The organism is Dendronalium phyllosphericum CENA369, from assembly GCF_016056275.1.
Lineage (GTDB): Bacteria > Cyanobacteriota > Cyanobacteriia > Cyanobacteriales > Nostocaceae > Dendronalium > Dendronalium phyllosphericum.
The window spans coordinates 20,179-42,359 of the sequence record NZ_JAECZA010000002.1; the positions used below are offsets into that span (position 1 = coordinate 20,179).

The 22,181-nt window shown below is 41.0% G+C and carries 14 protein-coding genes; 9 read left to right on the forward strand and 5 right to left on the reverse strand.

Annotation, left to right across the window (positions count from 1 at the left end; genetic code table 11):
• Window positions 1-73 precede the first annotated feature (73 nt).
• Window positions 74-3,601 (reverse strand): methionine synthase, encoded by a 3,528-nt coding sequence (gene metH / locus I8752_RS01115; protein ID WP_214430486.1) that lies wholly within the window; start codon window positions 3,599-3,601, stop codon window positions 74-76.
• Window positions 3,602-4,038: 437 nt separating this feature from the next.
• Here metH and I8752_RS01120 point away from each other — a divergent pair, with 437 nt between their 5' ends.
• The gene (locus I8752_RS01120; RefSeq protein WP_214430487.1) at window positions 4,039-5,592 is read left to right on the forward strand and encodes a cation:proton antiporter; all 1,554 of its coding nucleotides are present in this window, start codon (window positions 4,039-4,041) and stop codon (window positions 5,590-5,592) included.
• 112 nt (window positions 5,593-5,704) lie between these two features.
• Here the strand turns inward: I8752_RS01120 and I8752_RS01125 are convergent, their stop codons facing one another.
• From I8752_RS01125 to infC, 3 genes are all read right to left on the reverse strand, one after another.
• Entirely contained in the window at window positions 5,705-6,382 is a 678-nt protein-coding gene (locus tag I8752_RS01125) for a potassium channel family protein (RefSeq protein ID WP_214430488.1), read from the reverse strand.
• A 62-nt stretch (window positions 6,383-6,444) separates the two neighbouring features.
• The gene (locus tag I8752_RS01130; RefSeq protein ID WP_214430489.1) at window positions 6,445-9,441 is read right to left on the reverse strand and encodes an NTP/NDP exchange transporter; all 2,997 of its coding nucleotides are present in this window, start codon (window positions 9,439-9,441) and stop codon (window positions 6,445-6,447) included.
• Between the two features lie 301 nt (window positions 9,442-9,742).
• Complete coding sequence (gene infC, locus I8752_RS01135) at window positions 9,743-10,276, reverse strand: translation initiation factor IF-3 (protein ID WP_214430490.1); 534 nt, start codon at window positions 10,274-10,276, stop codon at window positions 9,743-9,745.
• A 498-nt stretch (window positions 10,277-10,774) separates the two neighbouring features.
• Between infC and I8752_RS01140 the strand changes: the two genes are divergently transcribed.
• Window positions 10,775-11,689 (forward strand): alpha/beta fold hydrolase, encoded by a 915-nt coding sequence (locus I8752_RS01140; protein WP_214430491.1) that lies wholly within the window; start codon window positions 10,775-10,777, stop codon window positions 11,687-11,689.
• A gap of 92 nt (window positions 11,690-11,781) precedes the next feature.
• On the opposite strand, the gene I8752_RS01145 is transcribed toward I8752_RS01140, so the two are convergent.
• Window positions 11,782-12,147 carry a BON domain-containing protein gene (locus tag I8752_RS01145; protein WP_214430492.1) on the reverse strand — a complete coding sequence of 122 codons (366 nt, stop codon included), beginning with the start codon at window positions 12,145-12,147 and terminating at the stop codon, window positions 11,782-11,784.
• 277 nt (window positions 12,148-12,424) lie between these two features.
• Here I8752_RS01145 and ilvN point away from each other — a divergent pair, with 277 nt between their 5' ends.
• The 7 genes from ilvN to I8752_RS01180 all read left to right on the forward strand — a co-directional run bounded on the left by ilvN (window position 12,425) and on the right by I8752_RS01180 (window position 22,176).
• On the forward strand, window positions 12,425-12,946 hold the full coding sequence (gene ilvN / locus I8752_RS01150; RefSeq protein ID WP_214430561.1) for an acetolactate synthase small subunit: 522 nt from the start codon (window positions 12,425-12,427) through the stop codon (window positions 12,944-12,946).
• Window positions 12,947-14,500: 1,554 nt separating this feature from the next.
• The gene (locus I8752_RS01155; RefSeq protein WP_214430493.1) at window positions 14,501-16,504 is read left to right on the forward strand and encodes a polysaccharide biosynthesis protein; all 2,004 of its coding nucleotides are present in this window, start codon (window positions 14,501-14,503) and stop codon (window positions 16,502-16,504) included.
• Window positions 16,505-16,525: 21 nt separating this feature from the next.
• Window positions 16,526-17,461: a glucosamine inositolphosphorylceramide transferase family protein gene (locus tag I8752_RS01160; RefSeq protein WP_214430494.1), complete on the forward strand. Its 936-nt coding sequence runs from the start codon at window positions 16,526-16,528 to the stop codon at window positions 17,459-17,461.
• Between the two features lie 61 nt (window positions 17,462-17,522).
• Window positions 17,523-18,041, forward strand: a complete 519-nt coding sequence (locus I8752_RS01165; protein ID WP_225895382.1) for a hypothetical protein — start codon at window positions 17,523-17,525, stop codon at window positions 18,039-18,041.
• A gap of 363 nt (window positions 18,042-18,404) precedes the next feature.
• A complete protein-coding gene (murJ, locus tag I8752_RS01170) occupies window positions 18,405-19,781 on the forward strand; it encodes a murein biosynthesis integral membrane protein MurJ (protein WP_214430495.1) in 1,377 nt (458 codons plus the stop codon).
• A 7-nt stretch (window positions 19,782-19,788) separates the two neighbouring features.
• The gene (locus I8752_RS01175; protein ID WP_214430496.1) at window positions 19,789-20,934 is read left to right on the forward strand and encodes a glycosyltransferase family 4 protein; all 1,146 of its coding nucleotides are present in this window, start codon (window positions 19,789-19,791) and stop codon (window positions 20,932-20,934) included.
• 63 nt (window positions 20,935-20,997) lie between these two features.
• Window positions 20,998-22,176, forward strand: a complete 1,179-nt coding sequence (locus I8752_RS01180) for a glycosyltransferase (RefSeq protein ID WP_214430497.1) — start codon at window positions 20,998-21,000, stop codon at window positions 22,174-22,176.
• Window positions 22,177-22,181: the final 5 nt, after the last annotated feature.

Sequence of the window (22,181 nt, forward strand, 5' to 3'; positions counted from 1 at the left end):
GCTGCGCTAACGGCAGTTTGCCATCGACGCAAAGCGCCAAGACGGCAACTGCCTCACGAATTACGAATTGGTATTACGTGTTGAAGTACTTCGCTACTGGATGGTAAGTAATAATCGCTGTTGTAGATTGTTCTGGATAAAGCTGTTCGCTTTCATCCATATGCAGGTTAATTCTGTCAGTTCCCAACAACTCCAACTGCTTGTATTGATCCTGAATATTCGGACAAGCCGGATACCCAAAACTATACCGCGAGCCACGATAGCGCTGTGCCAAAATATCCCGAATATTATCCGGTTCTTCAGCAGTTAAACCCAACTCCCGACGAATCCTAGCGTGTGTCCACTCAGCTAATGCTTCCGCTATTTGCACCGCCAAGCCGTGGAAATACAAATAATCTGTGTATTGATTATCGGCAAACAGCTTTTGGGCAAACTCTGTGGCAATTTCCCCTACAGTTACCGCTTGCATTGGGAAGACATCAATTAACCCCGACTGCTTCGGTGCAAAGAAATCTGCTATACACAGCCTTTTTGCCGATTTCTGTCTGGGAAACTCAAAACTTGCAACCTGCTGCGATCGCTTTTCAAAATCATATATGTGTAGAGAATTCCCCTCAGCTTGACAAGGAAAATACCCATAAATCACCTGGGGTTGCAACAGATTTTCTGCAACAATTCGCTGCTTCCAGTTTTCCAAAACTGGATATACTTTCTCATTCAAGAAAGCCTGATATTCTTCCTTAGATTGCTCTTTTGGTTTGCGGAATTGCCACTGTCCAGCAATTAAAGCTTGCAAATCCAAGTAGCAGAATATTTCTTCTAAAGGAATATCACTAGGCTGTAACAACTTGGTTTCCCAGAAAGGCGGTGTCGGACGTTCGATATCTAAGGCTACAGCTTCCGAACGCCTTGTATCTACTTCCTTGGGTTCAGCAGATTTTTCTTTTTTAGCCTTATGTTTCTCAACTACTTCCTGATGTCCGTTTTGGGATTCTTCAACGAATTCATCGACAAATCCTTGGAAATCATTCCATTTACCAGCAACTTTTGCTGGCATTAGTTTATCCATGAAGTGCAAGTCAGAAAAGGCATCTCTACCATAAACAACTTTACCTTTATAGGTGTTTTGGCAATCTTGACTGACAAACTTGGGAGTTAGCGCCGCACCACCTAAAATTACTGGGGCGGTAATGCCTTTTTCGTTGAATACCTCCAAATTCTCTTTCATAAAAGCAGTGGATTTCACCAACAAACCACTCATGGCAATACAATCAGCTTTGTGCTGCTGGTAAGCTTGGATAATATTTTCCACTGGTTGCTTAATCCCCAGGTTAATCACCTTGTAGCCGTTGTTCGACAAGATAATATCCACCAAGTTTTTACCAATATCGTGGACATCACCTTTGACTGTAGCGATTACCACCGTCCCCTTAGCATTATTGCCTGCTTCTGATTTTTCCATGAACGGTTCTAAATATGCCACCGCCGCCTTCATGGTTTCCGCAGACTGCAAGACGAAGGGTAGCTGCATTTTTCCCGAACCAAATAACTCCCCGACAACTTTCATCCCATCCAGTAGGAAAGTGTTGATAATCTCCAAGGGAGGATATTGTTCTAAAGCTTTTGCTAGCTGTTGTTCTAAACCGATGCGTTCGCCATCGATAATATGGCGCTTCAGGCGTTCTTCGATAGGTAGACTTTCATCCACACCGCGATCGCGTTTTGTCGATACTCCCGCAAATAATGTGGTAATTTCTGCTAAGGGATCGTAAACGCAGACATCTCCTTCAAATTTCCGCTCATCGTAAATCAGTTGCAGACAAACTTCTTGATGCCGTTCCTCAATTTTGGACAGCGGTAGAATTTTGCTAGCACTAACAATGGCTGCATCCATTCCTGCTGTCGTCGCCTCGTGCAAAAACATTGAGTTGAGGACGATTCGCGCCGCCGGGTTCAAACCAAAGGAAACATTGGATACACCCAAAATTACATGGCTTCCTGGCAATTCTTGACGAATCTGGCGAATGGCTGCAATTGTTGCCTTGGCATTTTCTCGGTCTTCTTCAATTCCAGTAGAAATTGGTAAAGCCAGGGTATCAAAAAATACTTCAGTAGCCGGGATACCGTATTCTATCGCTTGACGGTAAGCGCGCTGGGCGATCGCAAACTTTTTCTCGGCTGTCCTCGCCATGCCATCTTCATCGATAGTACCAATGACTACACCAGCACCGTACTTTTTCGCCAACTCCAAGACTTTCAGAAAACGCGGTTCCCCATCTTCGTAGTTGGTGGAGTTTAGCAAACACTTACCCCCAGCCACCTTTAAACCCGCCTCCATCTTTTCCCATTCTGTGGAGTCGAGCATCAATGGCAATGTAACATTATTTACTATCCGCGAAACCAACTCGTGCATATCTCGCACGCCGTCGCGTCCCACATAATCGACGTTAACATCGAGAATATGTGCGCCTTCTTTGACTTGCGCCCTAGCCATTGACACCAGTCCGTCCCAATCTTCGGCATTCAGCAATTCGCGGCATTTCTTGGAACCACTGGCGTTGAGACGTTCGCCAACAATCAAGAAAGAATTATCTTGGTCGTAAGGTTGAGTGGTGTAAATTGATGCTGCTGCTGGTTCTAAACTAGGCTGTCTAACTTTTGGCTTGAGGTCTTTGGCGATTTCTGCCAATTGTTGAATGTGTTCTGGACGCGTCCCACAGCAACCCCCAATCACTTGGACACCCAAATCTTCAACAAAGTGCATCAACGCCATGCGTAATTCTGTCGGCGTTAGACGGTAGTAAGCTTGACCGCCGACATTTTCAGGTAAACCCGCATTTGGAATACAGGAAACAATAAAAGGTGAATGTTCTGCCAGATACTTGATATGTGGTTTCATCAAGTCTGGGCCAGTGGCACAGTTGAGACCGAGAATATCAATTTGATAAGGTTCTAAAATTGTCAGTACTGCGCTGATTTCTGTCCCTACCAGCATTGTACCCATGCTTTCCATTGTTACAGACACCATCACCGGACGGCGATCGCCCTTCTTGGCAAAGACTTCTGCAATCCCATTTAGCGCTGCTTTAATTTGCAGCACATCTTGGCAAGTTTCGACAATAAATAAATCGACACCACCATCCCACAGCGCCTGGGCTTGTTCGGCAAAAGATGCTTTCATTGTGTCAAAGTCAATGTGTCCCAAAGTTGGCAGCTTGGTTGTCGGGCCAATGGAACCCGCCACAAACCGAGGCTTTTCGGGAGTCGAGAATTCAGCCGCGACACGCTTTGCTAGTTCTGCGGCTGTTTTGCTGAGGTAGTAGGCTTGGTCTGCCAAGTCATATTCTGCTAGTACAATCGACGTACTCCCAAAAGTATCCGTTTCAATCACATCCGCACCCGCAGCGAGAAAGTCGCGGTGAACCTTAGCGACAGCTTCGGGTTTGGTATGGACTAAGTATTCATTACAACCTTCATACTGCGGCCCGCCGAAATCATCAGCGGTGAGGTTTTGCGTTTGTAAGTTCGTTCCCATCGCCCCATCAAATACGATAACTGGGCTATCTGGACTACGCAAGCGTTCAAGGAAAGGATGAGTCATATTTTCCGAGAGCAAATGAGGAAATTAAGTGAGTTTTGTGATACCCCACTTAATCTATTATTTTCCAAAATTGTGAGAGTTTGATTAAACCAAGTATGCTGAATATTTGCGATCGCTCAGTCAATCAGAAGGGTGTGGGGGGTAGGGAGTAGGGTATAGGGAAAACTAATCGGGTCTTGAAGCCAATTGATGTCAGGGCAGGGCGTACAAAAATACATTATTCTTTTCACCCCTACTGGACTATCGCATTAATTTTGCTAGCTTTAAAATTCCCCGCGTCCCCATATCATTCACAACTAATGGGACAGACCACTAGTTTTGGTAAGCCTTGATTCTACATTCTTGCCAAATACCTGAAATCAAGCCTTAAGGCTGCTAATGTAGCATGAGTAAGGTGAGAATTTCTCGCAAAGTCAAAATAACTTTCCCCAATCAAAGTGAATGTTGCTGAATTAGTTAATATTTCCATTATTCTCCTGCTGATTGCCACTGCTGTAGCCTTGCTATCCCGGCGGCTTCATATTCCCTATGTTACGGGTTTAGTGTTGGCTGGATTACCAATTACTGAGTTATTGTCTCGTCGCATTGGTTTAGATCCTTCATTAGTTTTGAATCTTTTCTTACCGATTCTGATCTTTGAAGCTGGTATTAATACAGATATTAGCCGCCTGCGAAGCACATTCAAACCTATTGCCCTTTTGGCCGGCCCTGGAGCTATACTTTCGTCTGTGATTATTGCCGTTCTCTTGAAATTTGAACTGGGGCTAGCTTGGATACCCGCTGTGTTTGTAGCAGTAATCCTAGCGAACACTGATACAATTTCCATGATTGCTGTCTTTAAAGATATACCTGTACCTTCCCGGCTTTCAACCATCGTTGAAGGAGAAACTTTATTTAATGATGCTGCTGCTTTAGTTTCGTTTAATCTAATTTCGCAAATATATTCCACAGGTTCGCTCACCTTATTACAGGGAATCGAACAACTGCTATTTATCGCTTTAGGAGGCTGCCTTTTGGGGTTAGTCTTAGGCTACTTGAGCATACCTATATTTGCCCGTTTAGACGATCCCCTGAGCAGTCTTTTACTGACTGTGGCAGTAGCATTAGGAACTTTTCAAGTCGGAGAATTTCTGCATGTCTCAGGTGCTGTGGCTGTAGTTGTAGCAGGCTTAATTTTCGGTAATTTTGGGCTTTTTCGGGATACTTCCGCTTCTAATCGCATTACCTTACTCAGTTTTTGGGAATATGCCAGTTTTAGTGTTAACACCTTTATTTTTCTACTAATTGGTTTACAAATAAACCCATTAATGCTTTTGAGGACTTTACCTGCAATTCTACTGACAGTTTTGGCTTATCAAGTGGGGCGAATTCTTTCAGTCTATCCGCTGATGGCTGTGGCTCGTTGGATTGACCGCCCAATTCCATTGCCTTGGCAACATTTACTCTTTTTAGGCAACATCAAAGGTTCGCTCTCCATGGCTTTAGCGTTGAGCTTACCTACCACACTACCAGGACGAGAATATTTCATCACTTTAGTTTTCGGCAGCGTGCTAATATCATTAGTCGGTCAGGGTTTAAGCTTGCCTTGGCTGGTAAAACGCTTAAAATTATCTCAATTTTCAGAAGCTCAACAGCAAGTTGAAGAATTGCAAGCTCAACTGATGACAGGTAAAGCAGCACAGGATGAATTAGATAGCTTGTTGCGGTCTGGGGTATTGCCAAAAGCTGTCTATGAAGAGATGCGTTCGGGTTATCAAGTCCGCATCGCAGCAGCCGAAAAGGCATTGCGGGAATTATATAATCGCCGTCCAGAGGATTTGAAAAGCAAAAATAGTAATCTTAGTAAACTCGAAGCCATCCGCCGCCGTTTATTACTAGCAGAAAAAGGAGCGCTCAATGAAGCACTGCGTAAGCGAATTCTCTCAGAAGAAATAGTGCGATCGCGCATCCAAACCCTTGACGAACAATTACTTCAACTAGAAGATGATTGATATAGCTGAGTGCTGAGTAAAAATACTAGTTTCTAGTTCCCAGTCCCATTTTTATGCATCGCGATGAAAATTTTTTCATCGGGACTGCCTCCTGCCTCCTGCCTCCTGCCTTCTATTTACAACCTTGAATAAAATCGATAACTTGATGTAAAGACCCTGGTTTTGTCACCATTAGCACAGTCGAGTTTGGTTCCACTACCGTACTACCATTAGGAATCATCAAATCTTCGTGGGGGTGGGGTTGATAGCCAATAATTAAAGAGCCACTAGGAAACATTGAATTTTGAGCAATTTCGGCAATGCTACGACCAACAACATAGCAATTATTGGGGATAGAAAGTTTTAACACTTCAATCTGTCCTTGCTCAAAATGCATCATCGATTCTACTTGAGGATATTCGATCGCATTCACCATCGTTGAAACTGCTAGATCGACAGTACTAATGATATGATTGGCTCCTGCTAGACTCAGCGGTTCGGCAAAATCGGGGTGGCGCATACGAGTCAGAATATGGGGTGCGCCGTAGTGTTTAGCGAGAGTCACCATCGCCAAGTTTAAAGCATCGCTGCGGAGAACAGCCGCTAAGGAGTCAGCTTTGCGAATCCCTGCTTCTAACAAGACTTCTGTACTCACAGCGCTACCTTCAAAAGCCATTGCTCCCACTTGTTCGCGGGCATAGCGGCAAGCGGTAGGATCGATGTCAATCACAGCAACAGTATGCCCCAGTTCTACCAGTTTTTGCGCTAAACTTAAGCCCACTAAGCCCGCTCCACCAATAAGTACATACATAGCTGTTCCTGATACTCTTCGATTTTTGACTTCACTTACCAAGTTAACAAGGAATAAAGATTTTAATTTTTGATCGGATATTTTTTCATTAACTCCTTGACTTGAGCTGCTATTAGTGGATGGGAATCTTTTTGTAATTTGGGTAATAGTTCTAGCATAACGCGGTGGGAAACTACACTAAGATATGCGATCGCAGCTTCTCGCACAAAGCCAGTAGGATGGCGCAACGCTACCAAAATCTCGCCACTGGTGAGTCGGATACGGCTAACTAAAGCAACATGAAAGCAGCAAGCTAAACACCAGTCAGAAAGAAAATTACCCAGTGTCAATATCTTGCGAAGCCTGTCACCAACTGCCATTTGTTCGTATTGGGCGAACTTTGCTTCCACTAGATAGTGCAGTTTTTCTTGGTGCGATCGCTTATCTAAAATGTTCAACAGTAAAGATTTTGTGGGCAGATTCACTGTATGCTCTAAAATTTCTAATCCCCGCGCTAAATTTACTGCTGACTGAGAGCGCAGATTAAATGCTGCTGCTTGCATCTTTTCTGGAGAATAAAGTAACCTCAATAGCAACAGCAACCTTTCCTTAACATCCAATTCCAATTCTTGGAGAGCGCGTTCTAGTAACTCACAAACAATCGTCACTCTCTCACATGGTTGATGATTTTCTAATGTCTGGTGGGTTTGCAAGTCTAGATAAGCAGCGTAAATCTCACCTAAAAACTTTAATTCTTGGTCAATTAAATGTTCTACTCGACTGTGCTGGAATCGGTCTAGTACAGTAATATCTGGTTGTTTCTGAATTTTTAGTAAGCTGCGGAGAATATGATACCTAGTAGCACCCCAAGATGTCTCTAAGTGCAGCCACAAAGTTTCCTTTGCTTCTAAAGTGGAGATTTGAGCAATGGTGCGCCATGCATACATACGTACTATTTCCGGCTTGTAATTATTAGTTGCTAGTTGCAGCAGCATTGCCAAAGCTTCGTTTTCTAGGCGAATTAAAGCACGCATAGCGGTAGTGCGGGTTGACTTATAGTAAAGTGCCGCCAGCAGTGCAGAATAGTACTCCTCTAAATGGGTAGCCGCAATCATCTCCAAGACGGCACAGCGCACCCGTAAAGATTCATCTTGCAACAAATTCGGGATGTGAATCCGCAAAGCCTGTAAATAAACTGCTTCTCTAAGGGCTTTGACTCCATTTATTCGTTCTCGTTCTTGCTTATGAGTCAGCATCCGGCGCATAGTTTTGGTAGCTGCTACCTTTTGTATAGGCGTTCCCTGACGCAAGATTAAGGCAGCAGCGGTAGCGCGGATTAGTGAATGGTGTCGCGCTTGCAGGTAATCTTCCAATTGACTCAAATTAGGATTAGCCTCAGCCAACCATACGTAACGCAATGCCAGGGCAAAAACTTCGGGATCGACAGTTCCTTGAGGCTGTTCTAACAAAGAGCGGACTTCCACCACATAAGTATGATTTGCGCCTGTCACGAGCATCACTTCCAAACTTTGACGCTGCAAATCTGGATTTAAGTCGATCAGCAGAGGTGCTAAAACTTGGGACACTCCTTGGGGATCGATTTGAGCTAAAAGTTCGATACAAGAGTGTTTATCTGCCGTACTGCCCTTTTCTCTTAAAGCTTTGACTACCCCTTGTTTGAAGACACGCAAACCGACATTTGTGGCACTCAGTTCGCCTCGCTCTGCACTCAACACTAGCAGATCGACATAGCGCGATCGCAGTACCCAAACTACTTTTAAACAGGTGGCTGCTGCTAGTACCGTTTCTATGACCAATACCCATTTTTGGAGTGATGACGGAACAAACCGCTCGCAAACAAACACAGTCACCAGAATTAATAATCCTGTAAAACCGGTGGCGATCGCTTCGGCAGTTCCACCAGATAATGCCTGCATCCGACTACGAATTCGTTCGGGAATCGGTTGGTAGAGTACCGGGCCGCTACTAATGACAAAGGTGTAGCGCAGCAATTCATCACAGAACTTTAAACTTACCAATCCCCAGAAAATACCTTGCGCTTGTACTCCTGGCACTAGATTCAGTAATGCGATCGCTCCTGGTACTATAAAACCTACAGATATTGGTAAAAGGGCAGCAGTGAAAAACACTCCTATACGTTCGATCAGCCGGCTGGAGACAAACCACTGCGTTGTCAACTCGCACAGCCCCACAATGCCACCAAATAAACCCAAGAAACTAGCAAGTTCTTGTTCGCCTAAATTAGACTTTAATTCCCGAAGATATTGAAAATCTACCAATAGCCCAATCACTTGCAAAAGCCCGACAAAAGCAAATAACTGCCATGTATAGCGCCTGAGTGGAGCTTGAATGCGTCGGTGTCGAGAAGCTTGTTCTTGAGTAACTAGTCGTTGTGGGGCATCAGGAAAAGATGCTTGATAGTGATGACTTAAATAGGCTAAAATCGCCGCTCCCAAAACAATCACAGCACAGGCGATAACAATCACTTTATTAAGCTTGGCGAATTGCAGCAACCAAGGCAAACTAAAGCCGCTGATTACATCTGCCATCAATAGACCGCTACTTACCAGTGGATAGGTACGCTTAATCTCACGAATATTGAATAGTTGGTTAGCGACGATGGATGTATTGAGGTCATTGACGACGTAAAGTGCATCTACCCACAGCCGCATCAGAAATACAAGAATTACAGATAAATATGAAAAATGTATTCCCCAACGCAATAAAACTGATAACATCAAGGGCACGACCATGCAGGGTGCGATCGCCACAATTACCCAGCGTAAAGGAAAAATCTTTTGCAACCAAGAATATATAAAGACTATTGCCGCACCCATCGCGGCACTGGCAATGTACATCCAAGGCAGCGGCCCCGCCCCGTATTGATCTAAAAATAGCGCTACTGTACTATCCTCTGCCCAGCGTAATCCCACACAGACAGTTGTATAAAAGGCAAACATCAAAAAAGTGCGATCGCCTTCTTCTGGTCTTAAATTCACCCACTGTAACAGCCGTGCCATGCCTCTATTGGCAGCAAACAAGTCATTTTTGAGTTCCATGCAGTTTTACTTTCAGATGTCACCGCACAATGTAAGAGAGCAGGGGGCAGGGGAGATGGGGGAGATGAGGCAGATGAGGGAGACAAGAAAAATAATCAATCCCCAATCCCCAGTACCCAGTACCCAATCCCCAGTACCCAATCCCCAGTCCCCTGAAAATGGCAAAAGTCCCAAGCAACTGAGTATTATGTTTCCCACTCAGCGCTCAGGACTATCAATTTTCGACAAATTTCAACGATCGGGCGATCGTTTTGTTATTTTCAGTGGTGCATTACAGTTGGTGTCTAGAAAATCTAGAGGATTACTTTTTGGGCGAAAGGAGCATCATCATGTTTCTCCCTTCTTTTTTGGGCGCTTGCTGTACTTCACCAAACGGCTCCAAATCAGTTGCCATGCACTTGAGTAAATCTTCTGCCAGATCGCTGTGTTGAATTTCTCGACCCCGAAACATCACAGTAGCTTTGACTTTATCACCATCTTTTAAAAAGCGCTCTGCTTGCTTCACACGCACGTTATAGTCGTGTTCTTCTATTTTGTAGCGCATCTTCACTTCCTTGACATCAGCTGTGTGCTGCTTTTTCCGGGCTTCCCGCGCTTTCTTCTCTTGCTCAAACTTGTATTTCCCGTAGTCCATGATCCGACAAACCGGCGGGTCAGCCTTGTCACTCAGCAGCACTAGGTCTAGCTCTTTTTCCTCAGCTAGTTGTAGTGCTTCTTGTGGAGTGATGATTCCCAGTTGCGAGCCATCAGTATCAATGACACGAATTTTCGGGAAGCGGATGCGTTCGTTAATTTGGGGCAGATCGCGAGTTCTTTTTTTCTCAATCACAGGCATTATGATTAGTGGGAGCTCTTTAGTTAGGTATGTGTTTGGACTTGATTGACTTGGTTTTGATTGGTATGCCTCAGAAGCACAATACTTAAAAATAACTGAGGACTTCAAAATCGGTCTATATTCTAGGGTAGCTAATTCCTAGAGTAGTTAGTTGTTGTATTTGTCATTCTACTCACTCTGAGAGAATTTCTCTGCAATAGTTAATCTAAATTACACAACCTAGAGAACTGTTAAATATTGTAACGATTATTTTATAGTCAGTGGTTAGTGGTCAGTTGTCAGGAGGCAGTCCCAATAAAACAAGTTTCACCGCCATGCATGAAAAAGGTTTCTTCCCCTACACCCCACACCCTACACCCTACACCCCACACCCTTTTTCAAGTCAGAAGGTAGAGGTAGTTATTATTTGTCTCTTGTTCCCAATCCCCAATCCCCAATCCCCAATCCCCAATCCCCTATATTGGAATTAGAACAATGCTAATGAATAGGAGATCGAGTGTGACCGCTACGGTACACTGGCAAGAAAGAGTTGGTAATCAAAGAGATTGGGTATGGCGCGGCTGGCAAACTCGCTATACTTACATCCGACCCGTGAAAGAACAGCAAAATAGAACGCCCTTAATTCTGCTGCACGGTTTTGGTGCTTCCATTGGTCATTGGCGACATAATCTAGAGGTGTTAGGCGATCGCCACACAGTCTACGCTTTAGATATGTTGGGTTTTGGGGCTTCGCAAAAGGCTCCAGTAAATTACAGTATAGAACTGTGGGTAGAGCAGGTGTATGATTTTTGGAAAGCTTTTATCCGTCAGCCAGTGGTGCTAGTGGGGAATTCTAATGGTTCGCTGATTTCTATGGCTGCTGCCTCTGCACATCCCGATATGGTGCAAGGAATAGTCATGATGAGTCTGCCCGATCCATCTTTGGAACAAGAAGCTATTCCTATTGTTTTGCGACCTGTGGTCAAAGCGATCAAAAATGTCGTTGCTTCTCCACTGTTACTCAAACCAGTGTTTCATTTCGTGCGCCGACCCGGTATTCTCCGCCGTTGGGCTAGTATTGCTTATGCTAATCCAGAGGCAATTACTGATGAATTGATAGAAATTTTAGCTGGCCCTCCCCAAGACCGAGGTTCTGCCCGTGCTTTTAGCGCTTTATTCAAAGCTGCGATCGCTGTTAACTTTAGCCCTAGTGTCAAAACAGTATTACCAACCTTAACAATTCCAATGCTGCTGATTTGGGGACAAAAAGACCGATTTGTTCCTCCAATACTTGCGAATCGATTTACTCAGTACAACAATAAATTGGAACTACTTGAATTAGAGGATGTAGGGCACTGTCCTCACGATGAATGCCCAGAACAAGTTAACCAAGCTATTTTGGCTTGGCTCGATAAATCTTTTGGCAATAAGTAGAGACAAGGGTTAATCGCGTCTCTTGTGCAGACGCGATTAACCCTTGTCTGTACAAGAGTTAGGAGTTATTTGCCTTTGCTCCCCTGCTTTTATTAGCTAATGGTAACTTGGTTAGTATCAACATCTGTAGCACCATTCACCGATCTTGCTACAGAAATCATTTTGTTAAGAATATCTTGGCTAGGAACTTGTCCTTTCAATACTACAGTACTGCCTGTCTGAGCAACCCACAGGGTATTAACATCATCCAGTTGCTGGTCTTGATCGAATGCTAACGCTACTCGCTTTGCTAACCCACTTTGGTCGTATTCTCCATTCAATCCTAAACGCTCTGGTGGAATTGATTGAGTAGCGGTAGCAACATCAGTACTAACAGCTTGTGGTACTGGCTGGGGAGCAGGATTCACTTGTGCATTTTCAGGTTTTTCTAATCCAAAAAGTCTTTTTAACCAACCCATAAATTTTTGTGCTCCTATCAAAGGTTCATGACATTATGAAGATAAGTGTTTTACAGACAATTCACATCTGCCGTTGAAAAGATATGCACTCTGGGAAGATTATACTTTCGGTAAGATTTGTAGATAACTTCTCTCTTGAGGGTGTAATCAGTGCAAAGATTAAGTATAAGATAAAAGATCGCATTTACAATTTAGCAGTTTAAAACAGTACGTTTAGGGCAACTCTTAGCTAGTGTTTGCATTACGTAAGATGTTGCCTGACTCTGTGTTGGCGAAGATGAAACATACCCTTTCAGTTTTAGTAGAAGATGAGGCGGGTGTTCTATCCCGCATTTCTAGTTTATTTGCCCGTCGCGGCTTCAATATAGAAAGCCTTGCTGTCGGCCCAGCCGAACAGGGAGGAGTTTCCCGGATTACGATGGTTGTACCTGGTGACGATCGCGTAATCGAACAACTCACTAAGCAACTATATAAGCTGGTCAATGTCCTTAAGGTACAGGATATTACCGAAACTCCATGCGTAGAGCGAGAATTGATGCTCCTGAAGGTGAATGCTACTAGCAGCAACCGCTCAGAAGTGATCGAATTGGCTCAGATTTTTCGGGCGCGAGTCGTAGATGTGGCAGAAGACTCTCTAACCCTGGAAGTTGTTGGAGATCCTGGTAAGATGGTGGCGATCGTTCAAGTATTACAAAAATTTGGTTTGAGGGAAATAGCTCGTACTGGCAAAATTGCTCTGACTCGTGAATCAGGGGTGAATACTGAATTACTTAAGTCTTTGGAAGCAAAGGTTAGTTAACAAAGACGCAAACAACTAGTAGTTGTCATTAGGTATTGCCTGTTTTTTACACATAGCTAAACAAAGCGTAAGTTCTATATTTGGTGGCAGAAATAAATTCACCAATTAATCTAGCAGCATACTTAGTAAAAATTTGCGAAGTATGCTGCTATGTAATTTTTGTAGAACTCCAAGAAATAAATCATTACTAAAAAGAACTCAGAACTCAGAACTCAGGAGCCAGAATGGCAAATGTGCGAATCGCTCCTGAGTCGAGTTCTAAAGAAAGTGCTTTTAAGCATGGAGTAATCAAAAGGCAGAGCATCGTATTTGAAACCCCTGATTTCAGGTATGGGGTATTCTGACTCGAATGGCACGCTTGTTAACGGTAAACCTAGTATTTATAAGGATGAGCGGGTGTAGGGTGTGGGGTGTGGGGTGTAGGGAATAAATTGGAGTGTCGTTTTGTTTGAGGCACTAAAATTCAATCGTGTTAAACCACTACACCCGTTGCGCCACCCCCTACACCCTGCCAAAAGCGAAGTTTCATCTTTTCGAGCGTGACATTCTATTCTGACTCCTCTTTATTTACTTACAAACTGCTGTAAGCTAAACTGTCGCACCTACAAGTTGCATTATCATCTTTTAGGCAAAACCTGCTAACCTGCTCCTTTGCAGGCGACTGTGAACCCGTACTGCTAAAGCAGAACCCGAAGGATAGGGAAGTTCCCTCCGCCCTTGCAAACTGGCGTTCAACAGTCAACACGAAAAGATGTGCAAATTAAATGCGCGACAGCTTATTTTGAATAGTTTTTATGTTTTCAAAAAGTTTGTGTCAAATTGGCGTGACAGAATTAGGATAAAACTGGTACAAAATTTATGGTTTCATACAACAATAACAATACTATGGTTGGTAATAACTAAGTTAATGTATATTAGTTAACTTTAAGTGTTAGGTTATGAAAATAAAAAGTCTAGTATGACGCAATATTTGATTTTTGAAAAAACTCAGTAGACATCAAAGAGCTTTCTTTTCTGTTTCCTGTTCCTTCCCTACGCAAGTAGTTTCAGAAATCAAACCGAATTCCTATTGCTTCATTACCTTAGATATTGATAGAAACAGTTGCAAAACGAAGATGAAAAACTGCATCGCAAGGAATTTTAACGGCTAAAATCAGAATTTTTCCAGTATCAATAGCCAGAAAAATGTATTTTGGATGTCAGTTATTCCTATGTGGTCTTAACTAAAAATATTTGCCACATAGTAAGTAGATTTGGAAATAGACAATTGTTAATGTTTTACAGTTAATGCGTCTATTTTTAGATATATTGATGGAATTTTTAGGTAGTTATTAGTGGGATTTTGAGCTAAGTCCTTAAAACACTTACAGACTAAAACTGCCTACAAATAAGTCTGGTATGGCGAAGTCAGATATAGCGCGATCGCCTAATTAATGAGGCTTGATAATCTGACACTGAGCTTGATTGACAAATAAGATGATTCTGTAAATTGCTATGGAGGATTTGACAGTGTTGAATCTCTTGTCCTTGATTCCTCATATAATTGGAAAAAAAATGATTAACAGTTTATTGAACAAACTGCTAAAGCTGAAAAATAGTCATTTGTTAATTTGCGATCTGATTATTTTTTCAATTACACCCTTATTAGCTCTGCTCCTACGTTTAGATGGCGATCTCGATATCCAAACATATATATTAGAATTAGCAATTGCAACAATATTATTTTTAGTAGTCAAATTAAGTGTATTTGGAAGTTTTGGTTTTTATAGGCGTTATTGGCGGTATGCCAGTATTGAGGAACTAATATATATAGCTATGTTGATGGTGGGTGCAGTAGTCATCCAAATCATGCTATTTGATGTTCTGACAAATATTCTAAATCAATTTCCATTTACAGATACACTACCGCGATCGCTACCATTTATTGATGGATTATTATCGTGTATTTTGATTGGGGCACTTCGTTTCAGTTTTCGAGCTGTGGAAAGAGTTAGCCAACGAGAACCAGTATTTAACTCACAACAAAGAGTGCTAATTATTGGTGCTGGCAGTGCTGGAGTGTCCCTCCTTCAAGAAATGCAAAGAAATCCCCAACTGGGACTTTATCCGGTGGCCTTCATTGATGACGATCCTCGAAAATTAAACGCACGTATTCGGGGGATTCCTGTACTAGGCGATCGCTACCAAATTCCTAAGTGGGTGCAATCTCTGCATATTCAGAAAGCGATCGTTGCAATGCCTACAGTTACGGGGAAAGTCATTCGGGAAATTGTAGATATTTGCAAAGCTACTGGAGTGCAAACTAGCACCTTACCTGGTATACATGAAATACTTAATGGTCGCGTGCGAGTAGACAGCATTCGAGATGTCAGGATAGAGGACTTGCTCAGACGAGAACCGATACAGACCGATATAGAGCGAGTGTCTAAATTTCTCAACGGCAAAACAGTACTAATTACAGGTTCGGGTGGGTCAATTGGTAGCGAACTGTGCCGTCAAATTTTCAAATCTCAGCCTGCCAGAATCATACTGATTGGACATGGAGAAAATTCTGTGTTCAACATCCAACAAGAACTAGAACAACTTATTCAAGTACTCAACAAAGATGGCAAATCGCTAAAAAAGGCTCCTCATATTTACACCTTTATTGCTGATATTCGGTTTCGTTCTCGATTAAAATATGCTTTCGAGCGATTCCAACCTGATGTAATTTTTCACGCTGCGGCTCATAAACACGTCCCTTTAATGGAATTAAATCCACCAGAAGCAATCACTAACAATGTAATTGGGACAAAAAATTTACTAGAACTAGCGCTAGAATACGATGTCAAACATTTTGTCATGATCTCCACAGACAAAGCAGTTAATCCCACTAATGTAATGGGTGCTAGTAAAAGAGTTGCTGAAATGTTAGTACTACAAGCTGCAAAAGAAAGTGGAAAGCATTATGTTACTGTGCGTTTTGGCAATGTTTTGGGTAGTCGTGGTAGTGTAGTTCCCACTTTTAAAAAACAAATTGCTACAGGTGGGCCAGTAACTGTTACTCATCCTGATATCTGTCGTTATTTCATGACCATTCCAGAAGCCGTGCAACTTGTCTTACAAGCAGGGGTACTTGGTCACAGTGGTGAGGTTCTAATGCTGAATATGGGCGAACCTGTCAAAATTGTTGATTTAGCACAAGAATTAATTCGTCTTTCCGGGTATGAAGTAAACAAAGATATTGACATTGTATTTACAGGATTACGACCAGGAGAAAAGTTATTTGAAGAACTCTTTATTAAAGGAGAAGAATACGAACCAACCCAACATAAAAAACTATTTGTAGTTAAAAACGCTAGTCGGATTATTCCTAAAAACTTAATGGTTATTGTAGAAGATTTGTGTAAAGCAGCAGCCTATAATGATGCACTTTCTATCCTATTTCTACTCGAACAGCTAATCCCTGGATATACCCCTGATTATTCAACAGCAAATCATCAAGCTGATGCTGCAAAAGAAAATAATATGAATAGGAACTACGTTCAAGAGATTGAAGCTTCTGTTGTGAAAAGATAAGTGTAATTAAGGAGAACTATTGTGCAAGGAACTAATTTAGTAAAAAAGCTGCTCCAAAAAATTATCAACATCGATTCAGAGTGGTCAATTGCAATTTATACGGGCGAATCGCCTTTAAACTTGGTTTCTCCCAAAAGTATAAATAATCCGATTTTGACTGCTAAAGATGTCACAGATGTACCAGCAGAATTTGTTGCCGATCCATTCATGATTCATGAAAATGAAACTTGGTATATGTTTTTTGAAGTTCTCAATGCCCATACTAATAAAGGAGATATTGGATTAGCAACTAGCCAAGATAGTTTTAATTGGAACTATCAACGAATTGTTTTGGAAGAACCATTTCATTTATCTTACCCATATGTATTTAAATGGAATCATGAGTACTATATGATTCCAGAAACTGCTCAAACAAGTTCGGTTCGTTTATACAAAGCAACCAGTTTTCCAACACAATGGATATTTTGTAAAACTTTACTTTCTGGAAAAGACTTTGTAGATCCTACAATTTTTCAACATAATGATTTATGGTGGCTATTTATAGCAACATCAAAAAAAAGAAATATTTTACGTCTCTACTATTCTCAGCAACCAACTGGCCCTTGGGTTGAACATCCTCAGAGTCCTGTAGTCAATGGGAATGCAAAAATCGCTAGACCAGCGGGTAGAGTCGTAGTATTCGATGAAAAAATTTTTAGATATACCCAAGATTGCAAGTATATCTATGGAAAACAAGTTCTAGCATTTGAAATAACAGAGCTAACAACAGCAAATTATCAAGAAAAAGCAGTAAAAAACAATCCAATTATTAAGGCAAGTGGATACGGTTGGAATAAAGCAGGTATGCACAATATCGATCCTCATCAGATCGATCGAAATAAGTGGATAGCTTGTGTAGATGGAAGGAGTACTCAAATTAGCTTGAAAGTCAAATTTAAGACTAATACTTGGGCTTAAAGAGATAAAAATAGTTGGAATAAAACAACCATATTAATAGTGATACTTTCAAGTAAAGCATATGTTAGTACTCAAAAGAAAACTATTTTTTTCAGTAGGAGAAGTTTGGTTTGATGAAGAACCAAAAAAATTAAATAATGTAGACGTAATTTATTACAAACAATGGAAGTATCCAATTGCAGGCGCTCAATCTCAGGAAGTACAAACAAGATTGATAGACCTAACCAAAAGCCATAATGAGCTTTGGCACAGGATCAGTAGTAATGACAGATATAAAATTAGACGAGCAGAACAGAAAGATGAAGTTAATTATGAGTATTGGAATCATATTAACTCCGATTTAATCAATAAATTTGCTGATTTTTACGATTTATTCGCTATCCAAAAAGGATTAGTAAAAATTGATAGGCAATGGTTAAAAAAGCGCGCGGATGCTGGTTTAATTGACATTTCACATGTAAAGTTAAAAAACGGTAGTCCTTTTGTTTGGCACGCTTACTATGTACATAAAAATAGAGTTTTTTTTTACATTCTGCATCTATCAAAAATGACGAGAATACATCTTATCAGTCACTTTTAGGACGAGCAAATCGTTATCATCACTGGCAGGATATATTGAGATTTAAAAATGACGGAATTGGGATTTATGATTTTGGAGGCTGGTATACCGGAAATACAGACCTCCAAAAACTAGGGATTAATCAATTTAAAGAGAAATTTGGTGGAGAGGTTGTCAAAAATTTCAATTGCATTAGCAGTATTACAATCAAAGGCAAGCTATATTTACACTTGCTAAAGATGTATACAAGTTTATCTAAATTACCCTTACCGCGCCTACTATAGGGTGGTTATTTGAAAAGCTATAGACTCAGCGGTGAGATTAATAGCAATGTGTATCTAGGCAAAGACGCAGGTATTGTCAAGTAATTTTCTGAACAGCGATATGAGCATGTGGCGTTTGCAAAGCTTAATTTATTTATGGAAGAAGCTAACAAGTAGCTCTATCAATCGCCAAATTTTTGGTGCAGCAATAACAGTTGGTTTATTGACAGCATTGGTAAAAGTGGCAGCTGTTGGTAAAGAATTAGTGGTTGCTCAAAGATATGGTACCGGAGACGACGTAGATGCTTATTTAATTGCCTTACTAGTTCCTTATTTTATTATCAATGTTATCGCTGGTTCTTTTAATAGCGCTCTCATACCTACTTATATGAAAGTACGGGAGCAAGAAGGTAAAAAAGCTGCTCAAAGGCTTTTTTCTGGAGCTACAATCAGTGGCTTAGGGCTACTAGGAATTATGACGATATTGATGGTAGTTACAGCACCTATGTACTTACCATACATTGCAACTGGCTTTAGTCCTAAAAAGTTAGAGCTGACTTTTCATTTGTTCTATGCGATCGCGCCTCTTGTTTTACTGAATGGGATTATTATCATTTGGGGTGCTGTATTGAATGCAGGAGAGCGTTTCGCATTAGCAGCTTTATCGCCAATTCTCACTCCAACTGTTAGCATCATCTTGCTCTTAATGCTGAAATCTTGGGGCATTTTTGCTTTAGCAATAGGATTAGTCTGCGGAGCCGTACTAGAAATAACTATTTTAGGAATAGGACTACACCGACAAAACATTTCCTGGTGGCCAAAATGGTATGGGATTGATACTAACCTGCGTCAAGTTGTCGGTCAATATTGTCCCATGATTGCAGGAAGTTTTTTAATGTGTAGTACAAGTTTAGTGGATCAATCTATGGCAGCAATGTTGCCGGCTGGTAGCGTAGCAGCATTGAACTACGGTAACAAGGTAATTGCCTTGCCGATAACTCTAGCCACTACCGCATTAAGTACTGCTGTCATTCCCTATTTTTCCAAAATGATAGCCTGTAACGATTGGACAGGTGTACGTCGGACGTTTAAGCAGTATATGCAGTCGATCTTTATCGTTACTACCATACTCACAGCTTTGTTACTTGTGTTTTCTGAGTTAATAGTTCGGGTACTCTTTCAAAGAGGTTCGTTTACAGCTAATGATACTCATTTAGTAGCTCAAATCCAAAATTGTTTTGCCCTACAAGTACCTTTTTATATAGCAAGTATTTTAGTTGTACGTTTAATTTCAGCAATGCAAGTCAGTTATATATTAATGTGGGGTTCTGCTGGTAATTTAATTATAAATATATTTTTGAACTATTTATTTATGAAATGGTTTGGTGTTGCAGGTATTGCTTTGTCAACAACCTGTGTTTATGTTTTTTCTTTCTTGTTTTTAACGTATAACGCTAATAAAAAACTCAAAAATCGTCAACCTGTAAAGGAAATTTAAGTTTTAAATGAGATTAACACTGATTATTTATTCTTTAAGCTATGGTGGGGCCGAACGCGTGATATCAATCATGGCAAATTACTGGGCAGCTAGGGGATGGCAAGTGAGTTTATTGACATTTGAGGCTCCAAAAAAAGCCCAGTTTGATTTAGATCCGCGAGTTTCTTATATTCCTTTAAATATAGCGAAAGATTCTAACAACACAATTCTTGGTATTTGGAATAATTTCCAACGTATCCAAATACTGCGAGATGCAATTAATAACAGTCACCCAGATGCAGTAATTAGCTTTATGTCTACAACAAATATACTAACTTTACTAGCAACACGAGGATTAAAAATACCAGTAATAGTTTCTGAACGTAACGATCCGGCAGAGAAATCTTTAGGTAGGAATTGGAGACAACTAAGGCAATGGACTTATCCATTCGCAGCTCGAATCGTTTTTCAAACTAAGAGAGCCAAGAATTATTTTCCATCTCAAGTGCAAGCTAGTGGTTGTATTATCCCTAACATGGTTTTATTACCGCCGATCGCCAAAGAGTCATCGCCCAAACTTTTGAAAGAGCGATCGCTCATTGCGATGGGGCGTTTAGTTAGAGCAAAAGGTTTTGATTTATTACTACAAGCTTTTGCACAACTTAAAGATTGTTATCCAGAATGGACGTTAACCATTCTCGGAGAAGGCTCGTTGCGCTCAGATTTGGAATTATTGCGTAATCAGTTGGGACTAAGCGATCGCGTTTATCTTCTTGGAGCAGTGAGTAATCCCTATGAATTTCTCAAGCAAGCAGACATTTTTATCATGTCCTCTCGCTTTGAGGGTTTTCCTAACGCTCTTTGCGAAGCAATGGCTTGTGGACTACCTGTGATTTCTACAGATTGTCCCAATGGGCCAAGAGAAATTATTCGTGATGGAATAGATGGCATTTTAGTGCCTAATGAAAATGTGTCAGCTTTAGCCGCAGCAATTAAACGACTGATATCTGATGAGGAAGAACGCCAACGTTTAGCTGCTCGTGCGCCAGAAGTAACCGAACGTTTCAATCTAGAAAAAATCATGGGAATGTGGGAAGAATTATTAACTCAGGTAATTACTAATATCCATCAAACCGAAATTACAAAAAATGACATAGTAAATTATCGAATCTAGCGAGGCTATGTTGCCAACTATTATCTAAAAAATTAAAATTCTTTGGAGAATTTATTTAGCAAAATGAAGAAAATTGCTTTTATTATCCGGGATCTTAACTTCGGCGGAGCACAAAGACAATTAGTGACGCTAGCAAAAGGCTTAGATCGGCAAGGCTTTGATGTTAGTATTTTATATTTTTACCCTGGCGGGCCATTAGAAAAAGATTTAAAAGATACTAATATATCAGTCATCTGTTTAGAGAAACGAGGACGTTGGCATTTATTTAGTTTCTTTTGGTCGCTTATTTGGCATCTTAAGCAAATACGTCCTCATGTATTGCATGGATATCTTGCAGAATCAAATTTGATTGCTATATTATTAAAGCCTTTTTTACCTGCAACAAAAATAATTTGGGGAATACGTGAATCTAAAGGAAATCTTCAAGATTATGATTGGTTGAGCAAGCTAATTTTTAGATTAGAGAATTTTTTATCACACTTGACAGACTTAATTATTGTCAATTCCTATGCAGGTCAAGCATATTACCTGACTCATCAAGTTTCTGCTGACAAAATGCTCGTCATTTCTAATGGTATTGACACCGAGCGTTTTCAGCCCGACCGAGAAGCTGGGGCAAAAGTACGAGCGGAATGGGGAATTTCCCAAAATACAATTTTGATTGGTTTGGTGGGACGAATAAACCCGATAAAAGACCATCCTACTTTTCTCAAAACAGCAGCTTTACTAGCTGAAGAAAGAACAGATGTACGCTTTGTCTGTGTGGGTGTTGGTTCAGAAACTTATACACGCGAACTGTATCAGTTAACAAAAGAATTAAACATCTCTGATAAAGTTCTCTGGACAGGAGGACGTGCAGACATGTCTGCGGTACATAATGCTCTGAATATTGCTGTTTCTTCTTCTTGCTATACCGAAGGATTTTCTAATGTAATTGGAGAGGCGATGGCCTGTGGTGTACCTTGTGTAGTCACAGATGTGGGCGATTCTGCTTGGATTGTTGGTGATAGAGGCATAGTTGTGCCACCTAAAAATCCAAAGGCATTGAAAAACGGGATGAAGAAATTAATAGAAAATCTTGGTACTAACAATTTCAATGGAGCGCATATTCGACAACGAATCGTTGAACATTTTTCAGTACAACAATTAGTTTTAAAAACTGAAGCTGCTTTGCTCAGTTTATTTTGCAATCCCATATCTAAAGCGGAAAAAAGAGTTAATAACACATTTTTATCGAGATAAAAAGG